The sequence below is a fragment of the Sphingobium sp. genome, from assembly GCF_049304695.1.
In the GTDB taxonomy this organism is placed as follows: Bacteria; Pseudomonadota; Alphaproteobacteria; order Sphingomonadales; family Sphingomonadaceae; genus Sphingobium.
Window position 1 is genome coordinate 1 of record NZ_JBAQOK010000068.1, and the last position, 18155, is coordinate 18155.

An 18155-nucleotide genomic window follows, 5' to 3' on the forward strand; every position below is an offset into this window, starting at 1 on the left:
GTCGAGAAACTAGAAGAGCGGGTTCGCCGTTTCTCGACTTCGCTCGAAACGAACGGGGTCTTGCTACTCGTTCGTTCTTTCGGCGGTCGGGCGAGATATGACAACAGCGACCAGTCGCCTGCGATCAGAGCTTCTTTTTTGGCGCGCGACCAGCCGCCCACTATGCGCTCAGCTTCCAACGCCTCGATCCGCGAGCCAAACGCTTCGTTCCATACCAGTGTCACCGGCAAGCGGCGCTTGGTAAATTCGCTGCCTGAACCGGTATGATGCTGGCCGATCCTATGGTCGAGATTGTCGGTATGGCCGGTGTAATAACAACCATCCGCGCATTTGAGTATGTAAGTCCAGAAGGCCATTTATCGAATATGCCTGAACCTGCTCCAGTGTCGAGCGTGGCGCGTCAGGTTTCTCGACTTCGCTCGAAACGAACGGAGGTAGGAATACCCGTTGCCGTTACCCCAACGCCGCCTTCACCAGTCCGCTCGCCTTGCTCATGTCTATGACGGTGCCGTGGCGTTCTTTCAGGATGGCCATGACCTTGCCCATGTCTTTCAGGCTCGCTGCGCCCACTTCGGCCTTTATGCTTTCGATCGCGGCTGTGGTTTCGTCCTCGCTCATTTGGGTAGGAAGGAAGCTTTCGATGACGTCGAGTTCGCCCTGTTCCTTCGCGGCCAGTTCGTCGCGGCCGCCATTCCTGAACATCTCGATCGACTCGCGGCGTTGCTTCACCATTTTCTGGAGCACTTCGACCACGATGGCGTCGTCGTCCGGCATGGTGGAGGCGGTGCGCAGTTCGATGTCGCGGTCTTTGAGCTTGGCCAGGATCAGGCGGATGGCGGCGAGCCGGTCTTTTTCGCCTGCTTTCATGGCCGTAACCTGGGCGCTTTTAAGCTGCTCGCGAATCATGGCGCTGCGAATCCTCGTGTCTTTGCGGAAAGCGACAGATATAATGCGAAAAGAGATTTTTAACAGCCGTTGACCGAAACGCGCTGGGGGCATAGTTGACCGGCCGTTTAACCCGCAACAGACGGGTTTCTAGCAAAAGCATAAAAGGACGCCCAGACCATGGCTGACGCCAAGACCCTCATTGTGCCCAAAGGAGCGACAGGGGCCGTGGTTTTCGCCGATGGCAGCGCGGTGTTTGGGCGCGGATTTGGGGCAGTCGGCGAAGCGGTAGGCGAACTGTGCTTCAACACGTCGATCACTGGTTATCAGGAGATCATGACGGACCCGAGCTATGCCGGTCAGATCATCAATTTTACCTTTCCCCACATCGGCAACGTCGGCACCAATCTGGACGATGTAGAAGCTCTGCACCCGCACGCGCTGGGCTGCATCGTGCGGCAGGATGTGACCGAGCCGAGCAATTTCCGCAACGTCGAACCCTTGGATCAGTGGATGGCGGAAAATGGCCGCATTGGCCTTGCTGGCGTGGATACACGGGCGCTGACGCGGCTCATTCGGGTGAAAGGCGCGCCCAACGTCGTCATCGCCCATGATCCCGACGGTGCGTTCGACATTGCGGCGCTCAGCGCCAAGGCAGCGGCCTGGCCGGGGCTGGAGGGGATGGATCTGGCCATCACCGTCACGGGCAAGGAAACGCGCCTGTGGAAGGATGGCGGCTGGACGCTGGGCAAGGGCTATGCGCTTAACGCGACCGATCGGCTGGAGACGGTCGCATCGGGTTATCCGGCGGCTGGCAAGGATGGCGAGCCGCTGTTGTTTGCGGAGCAGGATCTGCCGACCCCGGCGCAGCGCCCGCATGTCGTGGCGATCGATTATGGCGCGAAGAATAATATCTTTCGCAATCTGGTGCAGGCCGGGGCGCGCGTGACCGTGCTGCCCGCGAGCGCGACGTTTGAGCAGATCATGGAATTGCAGCCCGATGGCGTGTTCCTGTCCAACGGGCCGGGCGATCCGGCGGCGACGGGGGCTTATGCCGTGCCGGTGATCGCCGCTTTGCTAACCGAGAATGTGCCGATCTTTGGTATCTGCCTTGGCCATCAGTTGCTGGGGCTGGCGGTGGGGGCCAAGACGATCAAGATGCATCAGGGGCATCGGGGCGCAAACCATCCGGTCAAGCGGCTGGACGATGGGCTGGTCGAGATCACGTCGATGAACCATGGCTTTGCGGTGGACGCTGCGACGCTGCCCGCCAATGCGCGCACGACGCATGTGTCGTTGTTCGACGGTAGTAACTGCGGCATCGAACTGACGGATAAAAATGCCTTTTCCGTGCAATATCATCCCGAAGCATCGCCGGGTCCGCAGGACAGTTTCTATCTGTTCACGCGGTTCGTCAGCGGCCTGAAAAGCGGAGCGCGGGCATGAGCATCAAGCTGCCACCCGTTGATGAAGCGCGTCTCGCCGCCGAGTGGGAGGCGGACAAGGACGTGCTCGCCAACCTGGCCGCCAATGGCGACAAGGCGATGATCCCGCGCGCCGTGGACGTCAGCTTCAAGGGCAGCGAAAAGGATTTCGACCGCGTCCTGACGATCGCCAGCCAGTTCGGCATGGTCGAACTGGACCGCGAAGAGGGGGATGATGGCGAACTCTACCTGTTCCTGGAATGCGAGCAGGCGGTGGACGAAGCGTCGATCCGCGCGCTGACCAAGACATGCCTCCAGATCGAGATATTGTGCGGCGTTGAGTATGACGGCTGGGGCTGTGAAGCTCGGACTGGGGCGGTGCATTGATAGGTACTCAGATATGAGCAAGGTCAAAATGTCGCCTGACGCGCTAGACTTTCTTGTAAAAGCGTATTTGCTCAGTCCTGATACTTTCATGAACCAGTCAAGCATCGCAGTGTTTGGCAATGATTACCAAGAGCACAACGCTGCACCGATCGCCAAGATCGTCGGCTTGTTGGAACGAACAGGATGTATAAAAATCTACGAAACTCGAAAATGGCAGGAGGATCATGGCGAAGGCGATGTTGTCATATTTCGTGTTAGCCCGCTCGGAAGAAGAAAATCTGAAGAGTATCTACAGGAACGTATCGGAAAGTCATTGCGCGAGAGGATTTCTTCGACACCTCGAAGTGATTGGATCGCGCTAGCGGCTCTCGTGGTTTCTATCATCGCCTTATTTGTATCGGGGTCATAATGCCCAAACGCACCGACATCTCCTCCATCCTCATCATCGGCGCTGGCCCGATCATCATCGGTCAGGCGTGCGAGTTCGATTATTCGGGCACGCAGGCGGTGAAGGCGCTCAAGGAAGAGGGCTATCGCATCGTCCTCGTCAATTCCAACCCGGCCACGATCATGACCGATCCGGAATTTGCCGACGCGACCTATGTCGAGCCGATCACGCCCGAAATCGTGGCGAAGATCATCGAGAAGGAGCGGCCGGACGCGGTGTTGCCGACGATGGGGGGGCAGACCGCGCTGAATACCGCGCTGGCGCTGTTCAACGACGGCACGCTGGCGAAATATGGCGTGCAGATGATCGGGGCAGACGCCGAAGCGATCGACAAGGCGGAGGACCGGATCAAGTTCCGCGATGCGATGGACAAGATCGGGCTGGAATCCGCGCGCTCGCGGGTGGCGCATACGATGGACGAGGCGCTGGCCGCGCTGGAATTTACCGGCCTGCCCTCGATCATCCGGCCCAGCTTTACCATGGGCGGGACTGGGGGCGGCATCGCCTATAATCGCGACGAGTTCATGAACATCGTGCGCGGCGGGCTGGATGCGTCGCCGACCACCGAAGTGCTGATCGAGGAATCGCTGCTCGGCTGGAAAGAATATGAGATGGAGGTCGTGCGGGACCGCAACGATAACTGCATCATCATCTGTTCGATCGAAAATGTCGATCCGATGGGCGTCCATACCGGCGACAGCATCACCGTCGCGCCGGCACTGACGCTGACCGACAAGGAATATCAGATCATGCGCAACGCATCCATTGCGGTGCTGCGTGAAATCGGTGTGGAAACAGGCGGTTCCAACGTACAGTTCGCAGTCAATCCCAAGGATGGCCGCCTGATCGTCATCGAGATGAATCCGCGCGTGTCGCGCTCGTCGGCGCTGGCGTCGAAGGCGACCGGCTTTCCGATCGCCAAGGTCGCGGCGAAGCTGGCGGTGGGTTATACGCTGGACGAGATCACCAACGACATTACCGGGGCAACCCCGGCGTCGTTCGAGCCGACCATTGATTATGTCGTGACCAAGATCCCGCGCTTTGCCTTTGAAAAGTTCAAGGGGGCCGAGCCGCTGCTCGGCACGGCGATGAAGTCGGTCGGTGAAGTCATGGCGATCGGCCGTAACATCCATGAATCCATGCAGAAGGCGCTGCGCGGGCTGGAAACCGGTTTGTCGGGCTTCAATAATATCGGGCATCTGGAGGGCGCGCCCAAGGATGACATCATTGCGGCCCTGTCGCAGCCCACGCCCGACCGGCTGCTGGTCGCGGCGCAAGCGTTGCGCGAAGGGCTGAGCGTTGCGGAAATTCATGCCATCGCCAAATTCGATCCATGGTTTCTGGAGCGGATCAAGGAGATCGTCGAAGCCGAAGCGCATGTTCTGGAGCATGGTCTGCCGCAGGATACGGACGAGATGCGCAAGCTCAAGTCCATGGGCTTTTCCGACAAGCGGCTGGCCTGGCTGGCGCTCAAGTCCGCCAATCTGCGCGGCATGGAACGCGGCATCGCGCGCGGGTCGGGCCTGATCCACGAAGCGGTCAAGGCGATGACCGGCGGCGTGACCGAGGACGAAGTGCGCAAGTTGCGTCACAAGCTGGGCGTGCGTCCGGTGTTCAAGCGGATCGACACCTGCGCGGCGGAGTTCGAGGCGAAAACGCCTTACATGTATTCGACCTATGAAGCGCCGCTGTTTGGCGAGGCGGAGAATGAATCCGCACCGACGGATCGCGAGAAGATCGTCATTCTGGGCGGTGGCCCGAACCGGATCGGGCAGGGGATCGAGTTCGACTATTGCTGCGTCCATGCCTGCTTCGCGCTGAGCGAGGCGGGGTATGAGACGATCATGATCAACTGCAATCCCGAGACGGTATCGACCGACTATGATACGTCCGACCGGCTGTATTTCGAGCCGCTGACGGCGGAGGATGTGCTGGAGATACTGGACGTCGAAAAGTCCAACGGGACGCTTAAAGGTGTGATCGTGCAGTTTGGCGGGCAGACGCCGCTCAAGCTGGCGCAGGCGCTGGAGGATGCGGGCATCCCCATTCTTGGCACGTCGCCTGACGCGATCGACCTGGCCGAGGATCGTGAGCGGTTCGCGGCGCTGATCGACAAGCTCAAGCTGCTGCAACCTGCCAACGGCATTGCGCGCAGCCGTGAAGAGGCGATCGCGGTGGCCAACCGTATCGGCTATCCGGTGCTGATGCGGCCTTCCTATGTGCTGGGCGGGCGCGCGATGGAAATCGTGGACGGTCAGGCGCAACTGGAAGAATATATCACCACCGCCGTTCAGGTGTCGGGCGATTCGCCAGTGCTGATCGACCAGTATCTGCGCGACGCGATCGAGGTGGATGTCGATGCGTTGTGCGATGGCGAGGATGTTGTCGTGGCCGGTGTGCTGCAGCATATCGAGGAAGCGGGCGTCCATTCGGGCGATAGCGCCTGTTCGTTGCCGCCATACAGCCTGTCTGACGACATTATCGCGGAGATCGAGCGGCAGACCAAAGTGCTGGCTCACGCCCTGTCGGTCCATGGCCTGATGAACATCCAGTTCGCGGTCAAAGATGGCACCGTCTATCTGATCGAAGTCAATCCGCGCGCAAGCCGGACCGTGCCCTTCGTCGCCAAGGCGATCGGCACGCCCATTGCCAAGATCGCCGCGCGCGTCATGGCTGGGGAGATGATCCGCGACCTGCCCAGGATCGATCGCAATGCCATCGATCATGTCGCGGTCAAGGAAGCGGTCTTTCCATTCGGACGCTTCCCCGGTGTCGATCCCGTCCTGTCGCCGGAAATGAAAAGCACCGGCGAAGTCATGGGAATAGATAGCAATTTTGCGACGGCCTTTGCCAAGGCGCAAATTGGTGCGGGGACGATCCTGCCGACCAGCGGCACGGTGTTCATATCGTTGAAGGACAGCGACAAGACAGTCATCCTGCCCGCCGCGCGCAAGCTGGCCGATATGGGGTTCAACATCATCGCGACGACCGGCACCGCCCGTTACCTGAGCGAAAATGGCATTCCGGTGGAAACGGTGAACAAGGTTGCGCAGGGGCGGCCGCACATCGTCGATCGGATTACCGATGGCGACGTGGCGCTGATCTTCAACACCACCGAAGGCTGGCAGTCGCTCAAGGACAGCAAGGCGATCCGCACGAGCGCGCTGCGGGCGAAGGTCGCGAGCTTCACTACAGCCGCCGCCAGCGTCGCTGCGGCCGATGCGATCGAGGCTTTAAGGGGGCATGCCCTTGAAGTGCGGTCGCTCCAGTCCTATTATCCCCTGTCGCAAGCCTGATCCCCTGCACCAGGAACCACGCTGCGGGCGATCCGACGTTCGGGTCGCCATAGGGAAGTTTTGACGAAGGATTTGCAACACATGGCGACCGTCGAGAAGATGCCGATGCTCCAGATGGGCTATGACAAGCTGATGACGCATCTGCGCGAACTGAAGGCCGAGCGGCCTTTGATCGTGGATGCGATCGAAGAAGCGCGTGCGCATGGCGACCTGTCCGAAAACGCCGAATATCATGCGGCGAAGGAACGGCAGGGGCAGGTCGAAGCCACGATTTCCGATATCGAGGACAAGCTGTCGCGTGCGCAGATCATTGATCCCACGACCCTGTCGGGCGACAAGATCGTGTTCGGCGCGACGGTCAATTTGATCGATGAAGACGACAAGCCGGTCAAATATCAGATCGTCGGGCAAGCCGAGGCGGATGCCAAGCAGGGCATGATTTCGTACAACAGCCCGCTGGGCCGTGCGCTGATCGGTAGGCAGGTCGGTGACGATGTCGAGGTGTCGGTGCCATCGGGCGATAAATTCTACACGGTCGATAAAATCGATTTCATCTGACCGTGAAACTGCCCGCAGGCAAGATGACGAATATCATCGCGGCGACGACGTTCGCCGTGTTTCTATGCCTGTATCTGCTGCATAAAATCGATGATGCCGCCATTATCGGCGGCTTCATTCCCGCGCGGATCGGTGCGCCTGCTTTGCTGGGTGGCATGCAGGCGGTGCCGGTGTGGCTGACGCCGATCAGTTGCACGCTGATCCACGGTGGCTGGCTGCACATCGCTTTCAACCTGCTGATGCTGATGTTCTGCGGGCGTCAGATCGAGCATGTGCTGGGCAAGGGCGGCCTGGTATTTCTCTATATCGGTGGCGCTTATGGCTCGACGCTCGCGCAATGGGCGATCGATCCGGCTTCGACCAATCCGATGATAGGCGCGAGTGGTGCCATTTCGGCCGTTATGGCGACCTATGCCCTGCTATATAGTCAGCAGAAAGTGCGGAGCATCGGCCCGCTGTCGGCTAATGTCGTGCGGTTGTTGTGGCTGGCGGCTGGCTGGATTGTAATCCAGTTGATGATCGGTGTGGCCACGGCCGGGGGCGTGAGCGATCTGGGGCAGATTGCCATTGCCGCACATATCGGCGGCTTTTTGACGGGACTGGTGCTAACGCGCCCGCTGTTGCGCTGGCGGTTTCGTAAACGGCCCCAATCCGTCAATTAAGGCGAATTATCGGGCGTCGATCCGTTCGCCTGAAACGCAGTCATCATGAAAAAGGACAGCCTTGTGCTGACATTCCTCGACTGCGTTCAAAACGAACGGATGTGGTGAATATCCTTCACACAACGCTGTGAACCGCCTTCAAGCCTGAAGATCTGGTTCCAGTAAGCGGTGCAGATGCACGATGACGTAGCGCATTTCTGCATCATCGACCGTGCGCTGCGCCGCGCCGCGCCAGGCCTTTTCAGCCGATGCGTAATCGGGGTAGACGCCGACAAGATCGACCTTGCTCAAATCCTGAAATTCCAGCGTTTGCGGATCGGTGACGCGACCACCCATCACCAGATGCATTTTGCTCATGGCGCTACATATACTCCCTTGGACAAGCCGCGACCCTAGCAGTGCCGACGCGCCCGTCCAAGGGGAAGTGTTCGCAGATGCGTGCGTTCGACGCCCGTACGATTAGCCTTTCGGCAATCGCGCCTTTACAGCATCGCTCAGCGCATCAATGCGCTGGGCCACGAGCGCGGTAACTTCGTCCACCAGTTTGGATGCTTTGGCAGGGATGTCAGACGAGACGACGTTGTCCCGTGCGCTTGAGGCGGCGGAGGCGATGTTGTCCCGTGCATGGGATGCGACATCGGCAGCAGTGTGGAGTGCCTGACTGGCGCTGTGCTTCACGGTCCCTGCGTTTTCAGAAGCAGCGGCGCGGGCGGCAAGGGCTGCCTCCATCACGCGAGAGCCAGCGGTTGCGGCAAAGCCCGGCAAGGCCTTCATCGCTGACCGGCTCTTTGGGAACATCCAGGCAATGGCTGCGCCGACGATCACTGCGCCGGCAACAGCGGTGACGGGATGGTCCTGAATGATTTCATTGGCGCGCGAAGCGGCCCGTTGGGTCCGATCGCGTGCATCACCATAGGCTTCGCTGGCCTTTTCCCGACTGGACTGGATCAGATCTCCAGCGCCTTCGCGGGCGCGTTCCGTGCCATCCTTGATCCGATCGGTCGCGTTGGCGGTCGCGTCGTTCGCGGCGTCACGGACGCGGTTCAATTGCGCGCGAATGTCAGCCATTTTTACTCTCCGAATTGTCACGGTTGGGGTCAGTCAATCGAACGTATAGACGCTTCAAAAGTGCCGTCAGCGGGCGGCGGGCGAGAAATAGAAGGAAGGCAGTGGCTGCTGCGCCGGCTGCAACAGGCCGTTCCTGCACCTTCGCGCTGGCTGAGTTGATGCTGTCCCTGAAGGCACCCTTCACCTTGCCGACCGCATCTTTTTTCAGGCGGGCGGGCGCGATTCTGGCCCTTGCCTCCTGTGACGTGGCGAGGAGACGATTGCGGGCCTCTTCGGCGCGCAGGCATGCGGCGTGATAGGATATGTTTTCCGTCATGGCGCAATCGCCTTTTTCATCCGGCCAATCGATGCTTTTGCCAGCAATAGCAGAATGATCGCCGCGAGCAGACTGCCACCGAACACGGCCAAGGTCGCCCAAAGCGCGCCTATATGGGGCGTCAGGGCGATTACCATCCCGACCAGAAGGACGATGATCCCGGCGAAGACCACCATCAGCGCAATGATCGCAAAGATGGCGACGTTGCGAATGGCGATGGCCACAACTGCGGCACGCAGCTTTTGCTTATCTGCCTCCGCAGCGGCGTAGGCCCGCCCATCGGCAATAAGGCGTGCGAAAACATCTTTCACCGACTCCTCGGCAACAGGGTCTTCCGCCCGGTCGGTGTGCGGCGAAAGCGCCGTGTCCGCTGGCTCTGTCAATATATCCTCCGCCTGTTTGCCGGACCCGCAACAGGTCCGGCGTCAGGCTTGTGCAGTTCAGGCCTGGTCGTCCGAGCCTTTGGCAAGGCGCATCAGGACGAAGCCGACGACGGCGGCGGCGCCGATCGCGACGGCGGGGCTTTTGCGAACGAAATCTTTCGCTTCCGCCAGAAGCTGATCGACATCCTTGCTGTCGAGCGTGTCGGCAGCACCCGCCACGGATTCAGCGGCCTGGCGCGCATAGTCGCCATATTGCGGGCCGAGTTTTGCATCGACGGTGCCTGCCGTATCTGAAATCAGCTTCGCCAAGCTTTGCATGGCGGTGCCGGTCTTGTCCTTGGCAACACCGGCGGCAGACTTGGCGGTCTTGCCAGCCTGATCCTTGATCGGGTCGATATGCGATTTCCAATCAACCGCATGCAGCGAGTCTGTCGCTGCTTTGACGGCCTTTTCAGCCTTCGCCTTGATCGGCTCTACCGCGATTCCGTGCGAAGCGGCTGCCTCTTCGACCTTCTCGACCAGTTGCTTGCCCTTGGCCACGACCTTTTCAGTCGTCGCCTTGACAGACTTTTTCTTCTTTTCGACGGTATCGACAGCAGTCGTCGCAAGCGCGCCGCTGGTTTTGACGCGCTTGACGGGCGGGCTTCCCGGTGTGTCGGCCATGGTCCTAAATCTCCCTCAATATGCGAATGTTCGCGTCGCAGTGCAACACGGTTCCTATCGATAATCCCCAGACGGCGCACGCAGTTCCGTATGCGTTACATTTTCGACAATCGGCATTTTTTATTCCGTAGCAAGTCCCCGCATTGCCAAGGCAGGGGGTGCTGGCTAAGCGGAGCGTCAAAATTGACGCCAAGTCCGCCATTTACGGCACAGTTCAGGGAGCGATCATGACCGCGATTCTCGACATTCACGCCCGTCAGATTCTCGACAGCCGGGGTAACCCAACGGTCGAAGTCGACGTGATGCTGGAAGATGGCAGCTTTGGCCGTGCCGCCGTGCCTTCGGGAGCGTCCACCGGCGCCTATGAAGCGGTCGAGAAGCGCGACGGCGACAAGAGCAAATATATGGGCAAGGGCGTGTTATCCGCCATAGCCTCCGTCAATAACGAGATCGCCGAGGAAATCATCGGCCTGGAAGCCGAGGATCAGGCCGAAGTCGATGCCGCGATGATCGCGCTCGACGGGACGGACAACAAATCGAACCTGGGTGCGAACGCCATTCTGGGCGTCAGCCTGGCCGTGGCCAAGGCCGCCGCCGATGCGCGCAGCCTGCCGCTCTATCGCTATGTCGGTGGAGTGTCGGCCCATGTGCTGCCGGTGCCGATGATGAACATCATCAATGGCGGCGAACATGCCGACAATCCGATCGATTTTCAGGAATTCATGATCATGCCGGTCGGTGCGGAAAGCATTGCCGATGCCGTGCGGATCGGGTCGGAAATTTTCCATACGCTCAAAAAAGGCCTGCACGACAAGGGGCTGGCGACGGCGGTGGGCGATGAAGGCGGCTTTGCGCCCAACCTCGCTTCCACGCGCGATGCGCTCGATTTCATCATGCAGTCGGTCGAGAAGGCGGGCTATACACCCGGCGACGACGTGGTGCTGGCGCTCGATTGCGCGGCGACCGAGTTTTTCAAGAACGGGAAATATGAGATTTCGGGCGAAGGCCTGTCGCTCAGCCCGGTCGAGATGGCCGATTATCTCGCTGCGCTGTGCGCCGACTATCCGATCAAGTCGATCGAAGATGGCATGAGCGAAGATGATTTCGAAGGCTGGAAGGCGCTGACCGACAAGATCGGCCAGTCGGTGCAATTGGTCGGCGACGATTTGTTCGTGACCAATCCGGCGCGCCTGTCGATGGGGATCGGCAAGGGGCTGGCCAACTCGCTGCTGGTCAAGGTCAACCAGATCGGGACGCTGACGGAGACGCTGGCGGCGGTGAACATGGCGCATCGTGCGCGCTACACGGCGGTTATGTCGCATCGTTCGGGCGAAACCGAGGATGCGACCATCGCCGATCTGGCCGTGGCGACCAATTGCGGGCAGATCAAGACCGGTTCGTTGGCGCGTTCCGATCGGTTGGCCAAGTATAACCAGTTGATCCGCATCGAGGAAGAATTGGGCGATGTGGCCGTTTACGCAGGGCGCTCGATCTTCCGTTAAATGTCATCGCGTTAAGCCGTTGGCCGCATGTTAACTATTTTTAGCTTGCGGCCAACCATCAGCTGTGATTCACCTAAGCCTATGGCGCAACTCGCGAAACTTCGGATGCTTCTCTTCTCGGCCCTCGGGCCGGCGATCGCCTTGCTGCTTTTGCTATTTTTCGCAGGCTATGTTGTGCTCGGTTCGAACGGCGTTTTGGCCTGGGGCGATTATACGCGGCAGTTGCGGGAGGCGAAGGGCGAGCTTGCGCGCACGCAGGTGGCGCGCGCCGAACTGCGCAATCGCGTGGATCTTCTCAATCCGCGCCGCGTGGATCCCGATCTGTCCGACGAACTGATCCGCAGCCAGTTGGGCGTCATCCATCATGACGAGGTGATCGTGCCGCTCAATTGAGCGAATAGCGTGATCCATGCTTGATTCCGTGGGGGTCTGCCGTTGCATTGTCACCGGTTCTGGCTCTATATCGGGCTTCCTTCCACCCATCCTACCCACGCAAAAGGATAACAGCCTTGGCGAAAACAACGACGCCGCGTGCTCCGCGCGCCAAAGCAGCGGCGAATAGCCCGGCCAGCGCGGACCATAACCGGCCTCGCCCGGAAACACCGACGGATTTCAAGGCCAGCAAGGAAGAATTGCTGGAATTTTACCGCCAGATGGTCCTGATCCGTCGTTTCGAGGAAAAGGCGGGACAGCTTTACGGTCTGGGCCTGATCGGTGGTTTCTGCCATCTGTATATCGGCCAGGAAGCTGTCGCGGTCGGCATCCAGTCGGCTCTGGTGCCCGGCAAAGACAGCGTTATCACCGGCTATCGCGACCATGGGCATATGCTGGCCTATGGCATCGATCCCAATGTCATCATGGCCGAACTGACGGGCCGTGGAGCGGGGATCTCGCGCGGCAAGGGCGGTTCAATGCATATGTTCAGCGTCGAACATAAATTCTTCGGTGGTCACGGCATCGTCGGCGCGCAGGTGTCATTGGGCGCGGGCCTTGGCTTTGCGCACAAATATAATGGCGATGGCGGCGTATGCGTCGCTTACTTCGGCGATGGCGCGGCCAATCAGGGTCAGGTCTACGAATCGTTCAACATGGCTGAACTGTGGAAGTTGCCGATCATCTTTGTGATCGAGAACAACCAATATGCCATGGGGACCAGCGTCAACCGGTCGTCGGCCGAAGACCAGTTGTATCGTCGTGGCGAAAGTTTCCGCATTCCGGGCCTTCAGGTCAACGGCATGGACGTACTGGCCGTGCGCGGCGCGACCGAAGAGGCGCTCAAATGGGTGCAGGGCGGCAATGGTCCGATCCTGCTGGAAATGAAGACATATCGCTATCGCGGTCATTCCATGTCCGATCCGGCGAAATATCGTTCGCGCGAAGAAGTGCAGGCGATGCGCGAGAAATCCGATCCGATCGAAGGCGCCAAGACCTACCTCGCCGCCATGGGCGTGGGGGAAGATGAGCTGAAGAAAATCGATCAGGACATTCGCAAGACCGTCAGCGAAGCGGCGGATTTCGCGGAATCCTCGCCAGAGCCTGAATTGGCTGAACTCTATACAGACGTGCTGGTGGAGCAATATTGATGGGTATCGAAATCAAGATGCCGGCGCTCTCGCCGACGATGGAAGAGGGCACGCTGGCCAAATGGCTGGTGAAGGAAGGCGACGAGGTTAAATCCGGCGACATATTGGCCGAGATCGAGACCGACAAGGCGACGATGGAATTCGAAGCGGTCGATGAAGGCAAGATCGGCAAGATCATGATCGCCGAGGGTAGCGAAGGCGTGAAGGTCGGCACCGTGATCGCCACGATGGCGGGCGAGGGCGGCGAAGAGGCCGCGCCTGCACCCAAGGCCAAGGAAAGCGCACCGCCAGCCAAGGCGGAGGCTGCGCCCGATGCGCCCAAGAAGGTGGAGAGCGGCACGTCGAAGCTGGCTTCTGAAGCCAAAGCCACGATCGCGGACCCCGACCTGCCCGAAGGCACGGAATATGTGAAGACGACGGTGCGCGAAGCGCTGCGCGACGCGATGGCCGAAGAGATGCGGGCTGATGAGCGCGTGTTCGTGATGGGCGAGGAAGTCGCCGAATATCAGGGCGCGTACAAAGTCACGCAAGGGCTGCTGGCGGAATTTGGCGACAAGCGCGTCATCGATACGCCGATCACCGAATATGGCTTTGCCGGCATCGGTGCTGGCGCGGCCATGGGTGGCCTGCGTCCCGTGATCGAGTTCATGACCTTCAACTTCGCCATGCAGGCGATCGATCACATCATCAACTCGGCGGCCAAGACCAACTATATGTCGGGCGGCCAGATGCGTTGTCCGATTGTGTTTCGTGGTCCCAACGGCGCAGCGAGCCGCGTGGGCGCGCAGCACAGCCAGAATTATGGTCCCTGGTATGCTGCCGTTCCGGGCCTGATCGTCATCGCGCCTTATGACGCGGCGGACGCGAAGGGGCTGTTGAAGGCCGCCATCCGGTCCAACGATCCGGTCGTGTTCCTGGAAAACGAACTGGTCTATGGCCGCAGCTTCGACGTGCCGAAGGTTGACGATTATGTCCTGCCGATCGGCAAGGCGCGGATCATGCGTCCGGGCAAGGACGTAACGCTGGTCAGCTATTCGATCGGCGTTGGCCTTGCGCTCGATGCGGCGGAGACGCTGGCGAGCGAAGGCATCGAAGCGGAAGTGATCGACCTGCGCACGCTGCGCCCGCTCGACACGGCGACGGTGCTGGAAAGCCTGAAGAAGACCAACCGTCTGGTCGTGGTGGAAGAAGGCTGGCCGACCTGCTCGATCGCTTCGGAAATCGCGGCGGTCGTCATGGAAAAGGGCTTCGACGATCTCGACGCCCCCGTCCTGCGCGTCACCAACGAAGACGTGCCGTTGCCCTACGCCGCGAACCTGGAAAAGGCCGCCCTGATCGACGCCGCGCGCGTGGTCGAGGCGGTTAAGAAGGTTTGCTACAAGGCGTGAATATTTAAGAAAAAGGGGCCGACCGCATATGTGCGGTTGGCCCCTTTTTCTTTTTCACGGAATATGCGGACCGAATGATGGGCAGGTCAGGCCCGCCCTTCAGCCTATGTCGCGCCGATCAACATGTAGATAGGGCGACGTTGCTCGTATTTTGCGGCTGGCCCAGATCGCGGCTGTCGCGCACGTTGAAGGCGGTCACATCCTTGATGTCGTTCAGCGGAAGCTGGATGGACGGCATCAGGCGCTTATACTTGTAATAGACTTCCACGACCATCACGGCCGTTCCCGTAGCCGCGGTCACTTCGTTGCCGCTTGGCCCCATGCCGGTGAACGACGTGCCGGTCGCGCCCTTGCCTTCCTTGCCAAAAGCGGAATCGACATTCAGCGCACCATAGCAGCGCTGCCACGTGATCGTCTGGCCACCATCGGCATTGCGTTGCAGGCTGGACAGGATGATGCGGCCATTGTCGGCGATTTTCAGATAGCCGCCCTGTAAATCCGCGCCGATGAAGACGTCGTTGATCTCCGACTCATCGATCGGTTTGTTGTTGATCGCATTCTGGTCGCCCATGCGGGACGCGTTGTCGGCGACCATCGCGGCGATTTCGCCCATCCGTTTGTTGGCGATGACATAGTTGGCCAGTTCCAGACCCGACGTGGATAGTATCAGCAGGAATGGCAGGACCATGGCAAATTCGACAAGCGCCAACCCGCTCGTGTCCTTGACCAGTCGGCAGGCGTGAACACGCCAGTGGTCGGCGATGGAGGGAAGGGGCATCATGAGGCGGCCTTTCATGCGCAATGGCCGATCAGCGGCTCGGGCTGCTTGTCGAACGGCTGGTTGCGCAGGATCGTGCTGGAGGACATTGTCACCTGATTATTCCACCCCAGCATGGCCGCGATGGGGAACAGGCGATCATATTTCAGCGTCGCGGTGTAGATCACCACGTCCCGCGCGGAGCCGCCGCCGGTAGTCCCTGAGTCCAGATCGCGCACATTGTTGCGGTTGGCGTCGTCAAAAGGTTCGTTATTGTTACACACGCCGTCGGCATTCAGGTCGTTATAGCTTTCCGCCTTAGCCTGCGCGCGTCCGTAGGATTTGTAGGCGAGGCGGGAATACGACATGGCGGCTTTTGGAATGAGCCGTTCGACAGCAGCCGTTACCTGATCGTCCATGGCCTTGCGGCTGTCATCGTTCGCCGTTTCGAGTGTGGCGTTGCGGCCCGCCGCATTGACTTCGCCCCCGAGGATCGAGTTGGCCAGGATGTAGAACCCGGTATCGAACAGGAACATCAGCATGAGGACGAGGACGGGCGCGACCGCAGCAAACTCCACGATCGTCGCGCCACGGCTGTTACGCCACAGTCCGGTCCCTTTCCCGATAGGAACGGCGCGGATCATTATTTGGTCACCCGCAACTGCGCGATTTGCGACGCGATCTGGGAGAATGTTTCCGTCAACTGATCTGAATTATCAGCCTGATAGGCACGTCCGGGAGATGCGCAGCTCGACAGCAACGTGGTAAGTTCCGTACCGAATGCAATCACCCACACAGTTATGTTCTTGTCATTCTTGGCTACATTGCAAAGCTGGGTCAGCCGTGTCTCGGTGAGTGTGTTCTGCTCTTCATCGGTGGGTATGCGATTGGTAGGCGTGCGTCGCCGTGTCATGGCGGACAGGCCCCAGGCGTCATAGGCTCCGATACGCGTATCCGTCTGGCCGTCGGTCATGAATATAAGATTACGGGCGTACCTGCCCGATGACTCGGCTGTGGTATGTTCCGCCGCGAATAGACCCTCGCGCGACATCAGGCGCAGACCCCACAACATACCAATGTCGTGATAGGTAAAGCCCGCTGGCGTGAGGCTGCCAAGATATGTGCTAAGCGTCGTAGAGTCTATTTCCGACATTTTACGGGCGGTGGTGGGGCAGGCTCCCGGCTGTGTGAAGTCAGATGACGGCGTAAAAAAATTGGTGGTAGCGTTGAGGTTGAAAACCCTTGTGCTGGTTTCAAGCGGTGATCCGCTGAACGCCCATCTATTGAGCCAGGCCGTAGGGTATCTCTGCCCCGTGAGAGCCGGCTTCTGATATCCCGTTGTCGTCTGGTCACGGCCATAAACGAGGCCTGGCAGATAAGGTTTCCACTGCGTTTCGGGCCGTGCGGGGTCTGGAACGAGATCGACGTCCATGTCGCCGCTCGCGCGTTCCTCGATGCATGCGTTAGAAACGGTCCACGAAATCTTTCGATTTCTTGGATGGGTGGTCGGGTTATTGTTGCTGTTCTCCACGGGCGCATAAAAGAAGCTGCCTTTGACATTGCCGTTGCCATCTGTCGCTTTCAGGACAGAAACATCATAGGCAATCGGTTTGTAGATCCAGTGGTAATATGTATTGGTTGTTGTGGTTTCCGTTTCAGGAATCGGTTGTCCTGCCTTGGGGTTTTGGCTGACCGTTTCTGTTCGCTTCTCGATCAGGTTGTTGTAAACGGTCGACGTGATGGTGCACACGCCGCTTGAAAGGTTGGCAGAGTAGGTTGTACCATTCCGTGTCCGCGTGTGGACGCGAGAACGCGTCGATGCGCTTGAGCTCGGATCCCAGCTCGACTGGACCGTTTTATCCGACAGAGTGTTGGCGGGTGCGACGCAATTTTCTGCTGCTCCGTTATACGGCGTTCCGGCAGCGGATGAACCGCTGGCAGTTTGCCACGCAGAGTAACTTGTTACCGTCGCAGGCTCCGTCCCGCCGCCTGATTTCGTGATAACGGTTTGGGTTGACGTGCCATCGGCCACTCGAGAGTCGTAGCTGGGTTTGTCCTGAAGCCAGGTCGGCTTTACAAGCGTGCCGACGTTTACCGTTCCCGAATAGGGCACGAAGCCATAGCGGATATGCGCGCCCTCTGGCTTCACATTCTCAAGCTCATTATAGAAATTGGTAACGGCGCTCCTGAGTGCGACAATTTTGGTGGAACTATCGTTTGGATTAGTGTCATTCATGGACAGGGTCGTATCCAGCACGAACATGATGTCCGTGTTGGGCAACTGAAGGTCCGCAGTGCAGCTCGCGGAAATCGTCTTGGCACCATAGTTGAAGATGCCCATCAACGTCATCGGCACGACAACGCTGGCTGTGCCGGTGACTGCGCCTGTGGTGGACGCGGTATAATTGATCGACATTGTGCCGGTCCCGAACTTGTGGTCCGGGAAATTCATGTGGAAGAAGTTGTTGGCTACATTTTCGTTCGCCGTGGTCCAGGTGATGCCCGACATCGCCTTGCGCCCAGCCAGTGCGCCCGCGTCGCATGCCTGTTGCAGGCGCGACTTGGATAGGTAAAGACGGCTGAGATCGATGCCGCCGCCGACCAGCGCGAGCAGAGGAACGACTGCCGCCGCCGTGATGGCAAGCGTGTTGCCCGCAGTGTTCCGGGCAAGTCTGGCCATGAACCCGACCTTGCGTGGCGTATCGTTCTGCATATCCGTCTATGCCCCCATCAGCACAAGCTGCTGTCGTCCCTATGGCCATTTCATAGCCGTTATGACCCGGTTGCATAATGGAGGAACAGTTAAGGATCGGATAATGATGTTGCAGCGTCGCT

The 18155-nt window shown here is 59.4% G+C and carries 20 protein-coding genes; 10 read left to right on the top strand and 10 right to left on the bottom strand.

Annotated features, from left to right (window positions below):
- Together WA070_RS11235 and WA070_RS11240 are read right to left on the bottom strand one after the other, a co-directional pair.
- Positions 1-356, bottom strand: a 356-nt coding sequence (locus WA070_RS11235) for a GIY-YIG nuclease family protein (protein WP_422634033.1), incomplete at its 3' end; no start/stop codon positions are given.
- Between the two features lie 97 nt (positions 357-453).
- On the bottom strand, positions 454-906 hold the full coding sequence (locus tag WA070_RS11240) for a GatB/YqeY domain-containing protein (protein ID WP_422634034.1): 453 nt from the start codon (positions 904-906) through the stop codon (positions 454-456).
- Between the two features lie 159 nt (positions 907-1065).
- Here WA070_RS11240 and carA point away from each other — a divergent pair, with 159 nt between their 5' ends.
- The 6 genes from carA to WA070_RS11270 all read left to right on the top strand — a co-directional run bounded on the left by carA (position 1066) and on the right by WA070_RS11270 (position 7660).
- Entirely contained in the window at positions 1066-2331 is a 1266-nt protein-coding gene (carA, locus tag WA070_RS11245) for a glutamine-hydrolyzing carbamoyl-phosphate synthase small subunit (protein WP_422634035.1), read from the top strand.
- Positions 2328-2696: a ribonuclease E inhibitor RraB gene (locus WA070_RS11250; RefSeq protein WP_043149007.1), complete on the top strand. Its 369-nt coding sequence runs from the start codon at positions 2328-2330 to the stop codon at positions 2694-2696. Before carA ends, WA070_RS11250 begins: the two co-directional genes overlap by 4 nt.
- A 13-nt stretch (positions 2697-2709) precedes the next feature.
- The gene (locus tag WA070_RS11255; RefSeq protein ID WP_422634036.1) at positions 2710-3105 is read left to right on the top strand and encodes a hypothetical protein; all 396 of its coding nucleotides are present in this window, start codon (positions 2710-2712) and stop codon (positions 3103-3105) included.
- Positions 3105-6440, top strand: a complete 3336-nt coding sequence (carB, locus tag WA070_RS11260; RefSeq protein WP_422634037.1) for a carbamoyl-phosphate synthase large subunit — start codon at positions 3105-3107, stop codon at positions 6438-6440. The genes WA070_RS11255 and carB overlap by 1 nt, the downstream gene beginning before the upstream one ends.
- An 81-nt stretch (positions 6441-6521) precedes the next feature.
- Entirely contained in the window at positions 6522-6998 is a 477-nt protein-coding gene (greA, locus tag WA070_RS11265) for a transcription elongation factor GreA (RefSeq protein ID WP_422634038.1), read from the top strand.
- A 23-nt stretch (positions 6999-7021) separates the two neighbouring features.
- Entirely contained in the window at positions 7022-7660 is a 639-nt protein-coding gene (locus WA070_RS11270) for a rhomboid family intramembrane serine protease (RefSeq protein ID WP_422634119.1), read from the top strand.
- A gap of 138 nt (positions 7661-7798) precedes the next feature.
- On the opposite strand, the gene WA070_RS11275 is transcribed toward WA070_RS11270, so the two are convergent.
- The 5 genes from WA070_RS11275 to WA070_RS11295 form a co-directional block, all read right to left on the bottom strand.
- Positions 7799-8017, bottom strand: coding sequence for a DUF4170 domain-containing protein (locus tag WA070_RS11275; protein WP_422634039.1), 219 nt, complete (start codon positions 8015-8017; stop codon positions 7799-7801).
- Between the two features lie 102 nt (positions 8018-8119).
- Positions 8120-8728, bottom strand: a complete 609-nt coding sequence (locus WA070_RS11280) for a hypothetical protein (protein ID WP_422634040.1) — start codon at positions 8726-8728, stop codon at positions 8120-8122.
- A complete protein-coding gene (locus WA070_RS11285; protein WP_422634041.1) occupies positions 8721-9044 on the bottom strand; it encodes a hypothetical protein in 324 nt (107 codons plus the stop codon). The genes WA070_RS11280 and WA070_RS11285 overlap by 8 nt, the downstream gene beginning before the upstream one ends.
- On the bottom strand, positions 9041-9427 hold the full coding sequence (locus WA070_RS11290; RefSeq protein ID WP_422634042.1) for a hypothetical protein: 387 nt from the start codon (positions 9425-9427) through the stop codon (positions 9041-9043). Before WA070_RS11290 ends, WA070_RS11285 begins: the two co-directional genes overlap by 4 nt.
- A 57-nt stretch (positions 9428-9484) precedes the next feature.
- On the bottom strand, positions 9485-10090 hold the full coding sequence (locus WA070_RS11295; RefSeq protein WP_422634043.1) for a hypothetical protein: 606 nt from the start codon (positions 10088-10090) through the stop codon (positions 9485-9487).
- 227 nt (positions 10091-10317) lie between these two features.
- Between WA070_RS11295 and eno the strand changes: the two genes are divergently transcribed.
- The 4 genes from eno (at position 10318) to WA070_RS11315 (ending at position 14563) form a co-directional block, all read left to right on the top strand.
- The gene (gene eno / locus WA070_RS11300; protein ID WP_422634044.1) at positions 10318-11592 is read left to right on the top strand and encodes a phosphopyruvate hydratase; all 1275 of its coding nucleotides are present in this window, start codon (positions 10318-10320) and stop codon (positions 11590-11592) included.
- Between the two features lie 81 nt (positions 11593-11673).
- Positions 11674-11985: an FtsB family cell division protein gene (locus WA070_RS11305; protein ID WP_422634045.1), complete on the top strand. Its 312-nt coding sequence runs from the start codon at positions 11674-11676 to the stop codon at positions 11983-11985.
- Between the two features lie 116 nt (positions 11986-12101).
- Complete coding sequence (gene pdhA, locus WA070_RS11310; protein ID WP_422634046.1) at positions 12102-13175, top strand: pyruvate dehydrogenase (acetyl-transferring) E1 component subunit alpha; 1074 nt, start codon at positions 12102-12104, stop codon at positions 13173-13175.
- Positions 13175-14563, top strand: coding sequence for a pyruvate dehydrogenase complex E1 component subunit beta (locus WA070_RS11315; protein ID WP_422634047.1), 1389 nt, complete (start codon positions 13175-13177; stop codon positions 14561-14563). Before pdhA ends, WA070_RS11315 begins: the two co-directional genes overlap by 1 nt.
- A 118-nt stretch (positions 14564-14681) precedes the next feature.
- On the opposite strand, the gene WA070_RS11320 is transcribed toward WA070_RS11315, so the two are convergent.
- From WA070_RS11320 to WA070_RS11330, 3 genes are read right to left on the bottom strand one after another with little or no spacing between them, the layout of a single operon-like run.
- The gene (locus tag WA070_RS11320; RefSeq protein ID WP_422634048.1) at positions 14682-15359 is read right to left on the bottom strand and encodes a TadE/TadG family type IV pilus assembly protein; all 678 of its coding nucleotides are present in this window, start codon (positions 15357-15359) and stop codon (positions 14682-14684) included.
- The gene (locus tag WA070_RS11325) at positions 15356-15964 is read right to left on the bottom strand and encodes a TadE/TadG family type IV pilus assembly protein (RefSeq protein ID WP_422634049.1); all 609 of its coding nucleotides are present in this window, start codon (positions 15962-15964) and stop codon (positions 15356-15358) included. Before WA070_RS11325 ends, WA070_RS11320 begins: the two co-directional genes overlap by 4 nt.
- Entirely contained in the window at positions 15964-18033 is a 2070-nt protein-coding gene (locus WA070_RS11330) for a pilus assembly protein TadG-related protein (protein WP_422634050.1), read from the bottom strand. The genes WA070_RS11325 and WA070_RS11330 overlap by 1 nt, the downstream gene beginning before the upstream one ends.
- Positions 18034-18155: the final 122 nt, after the last annotated feature.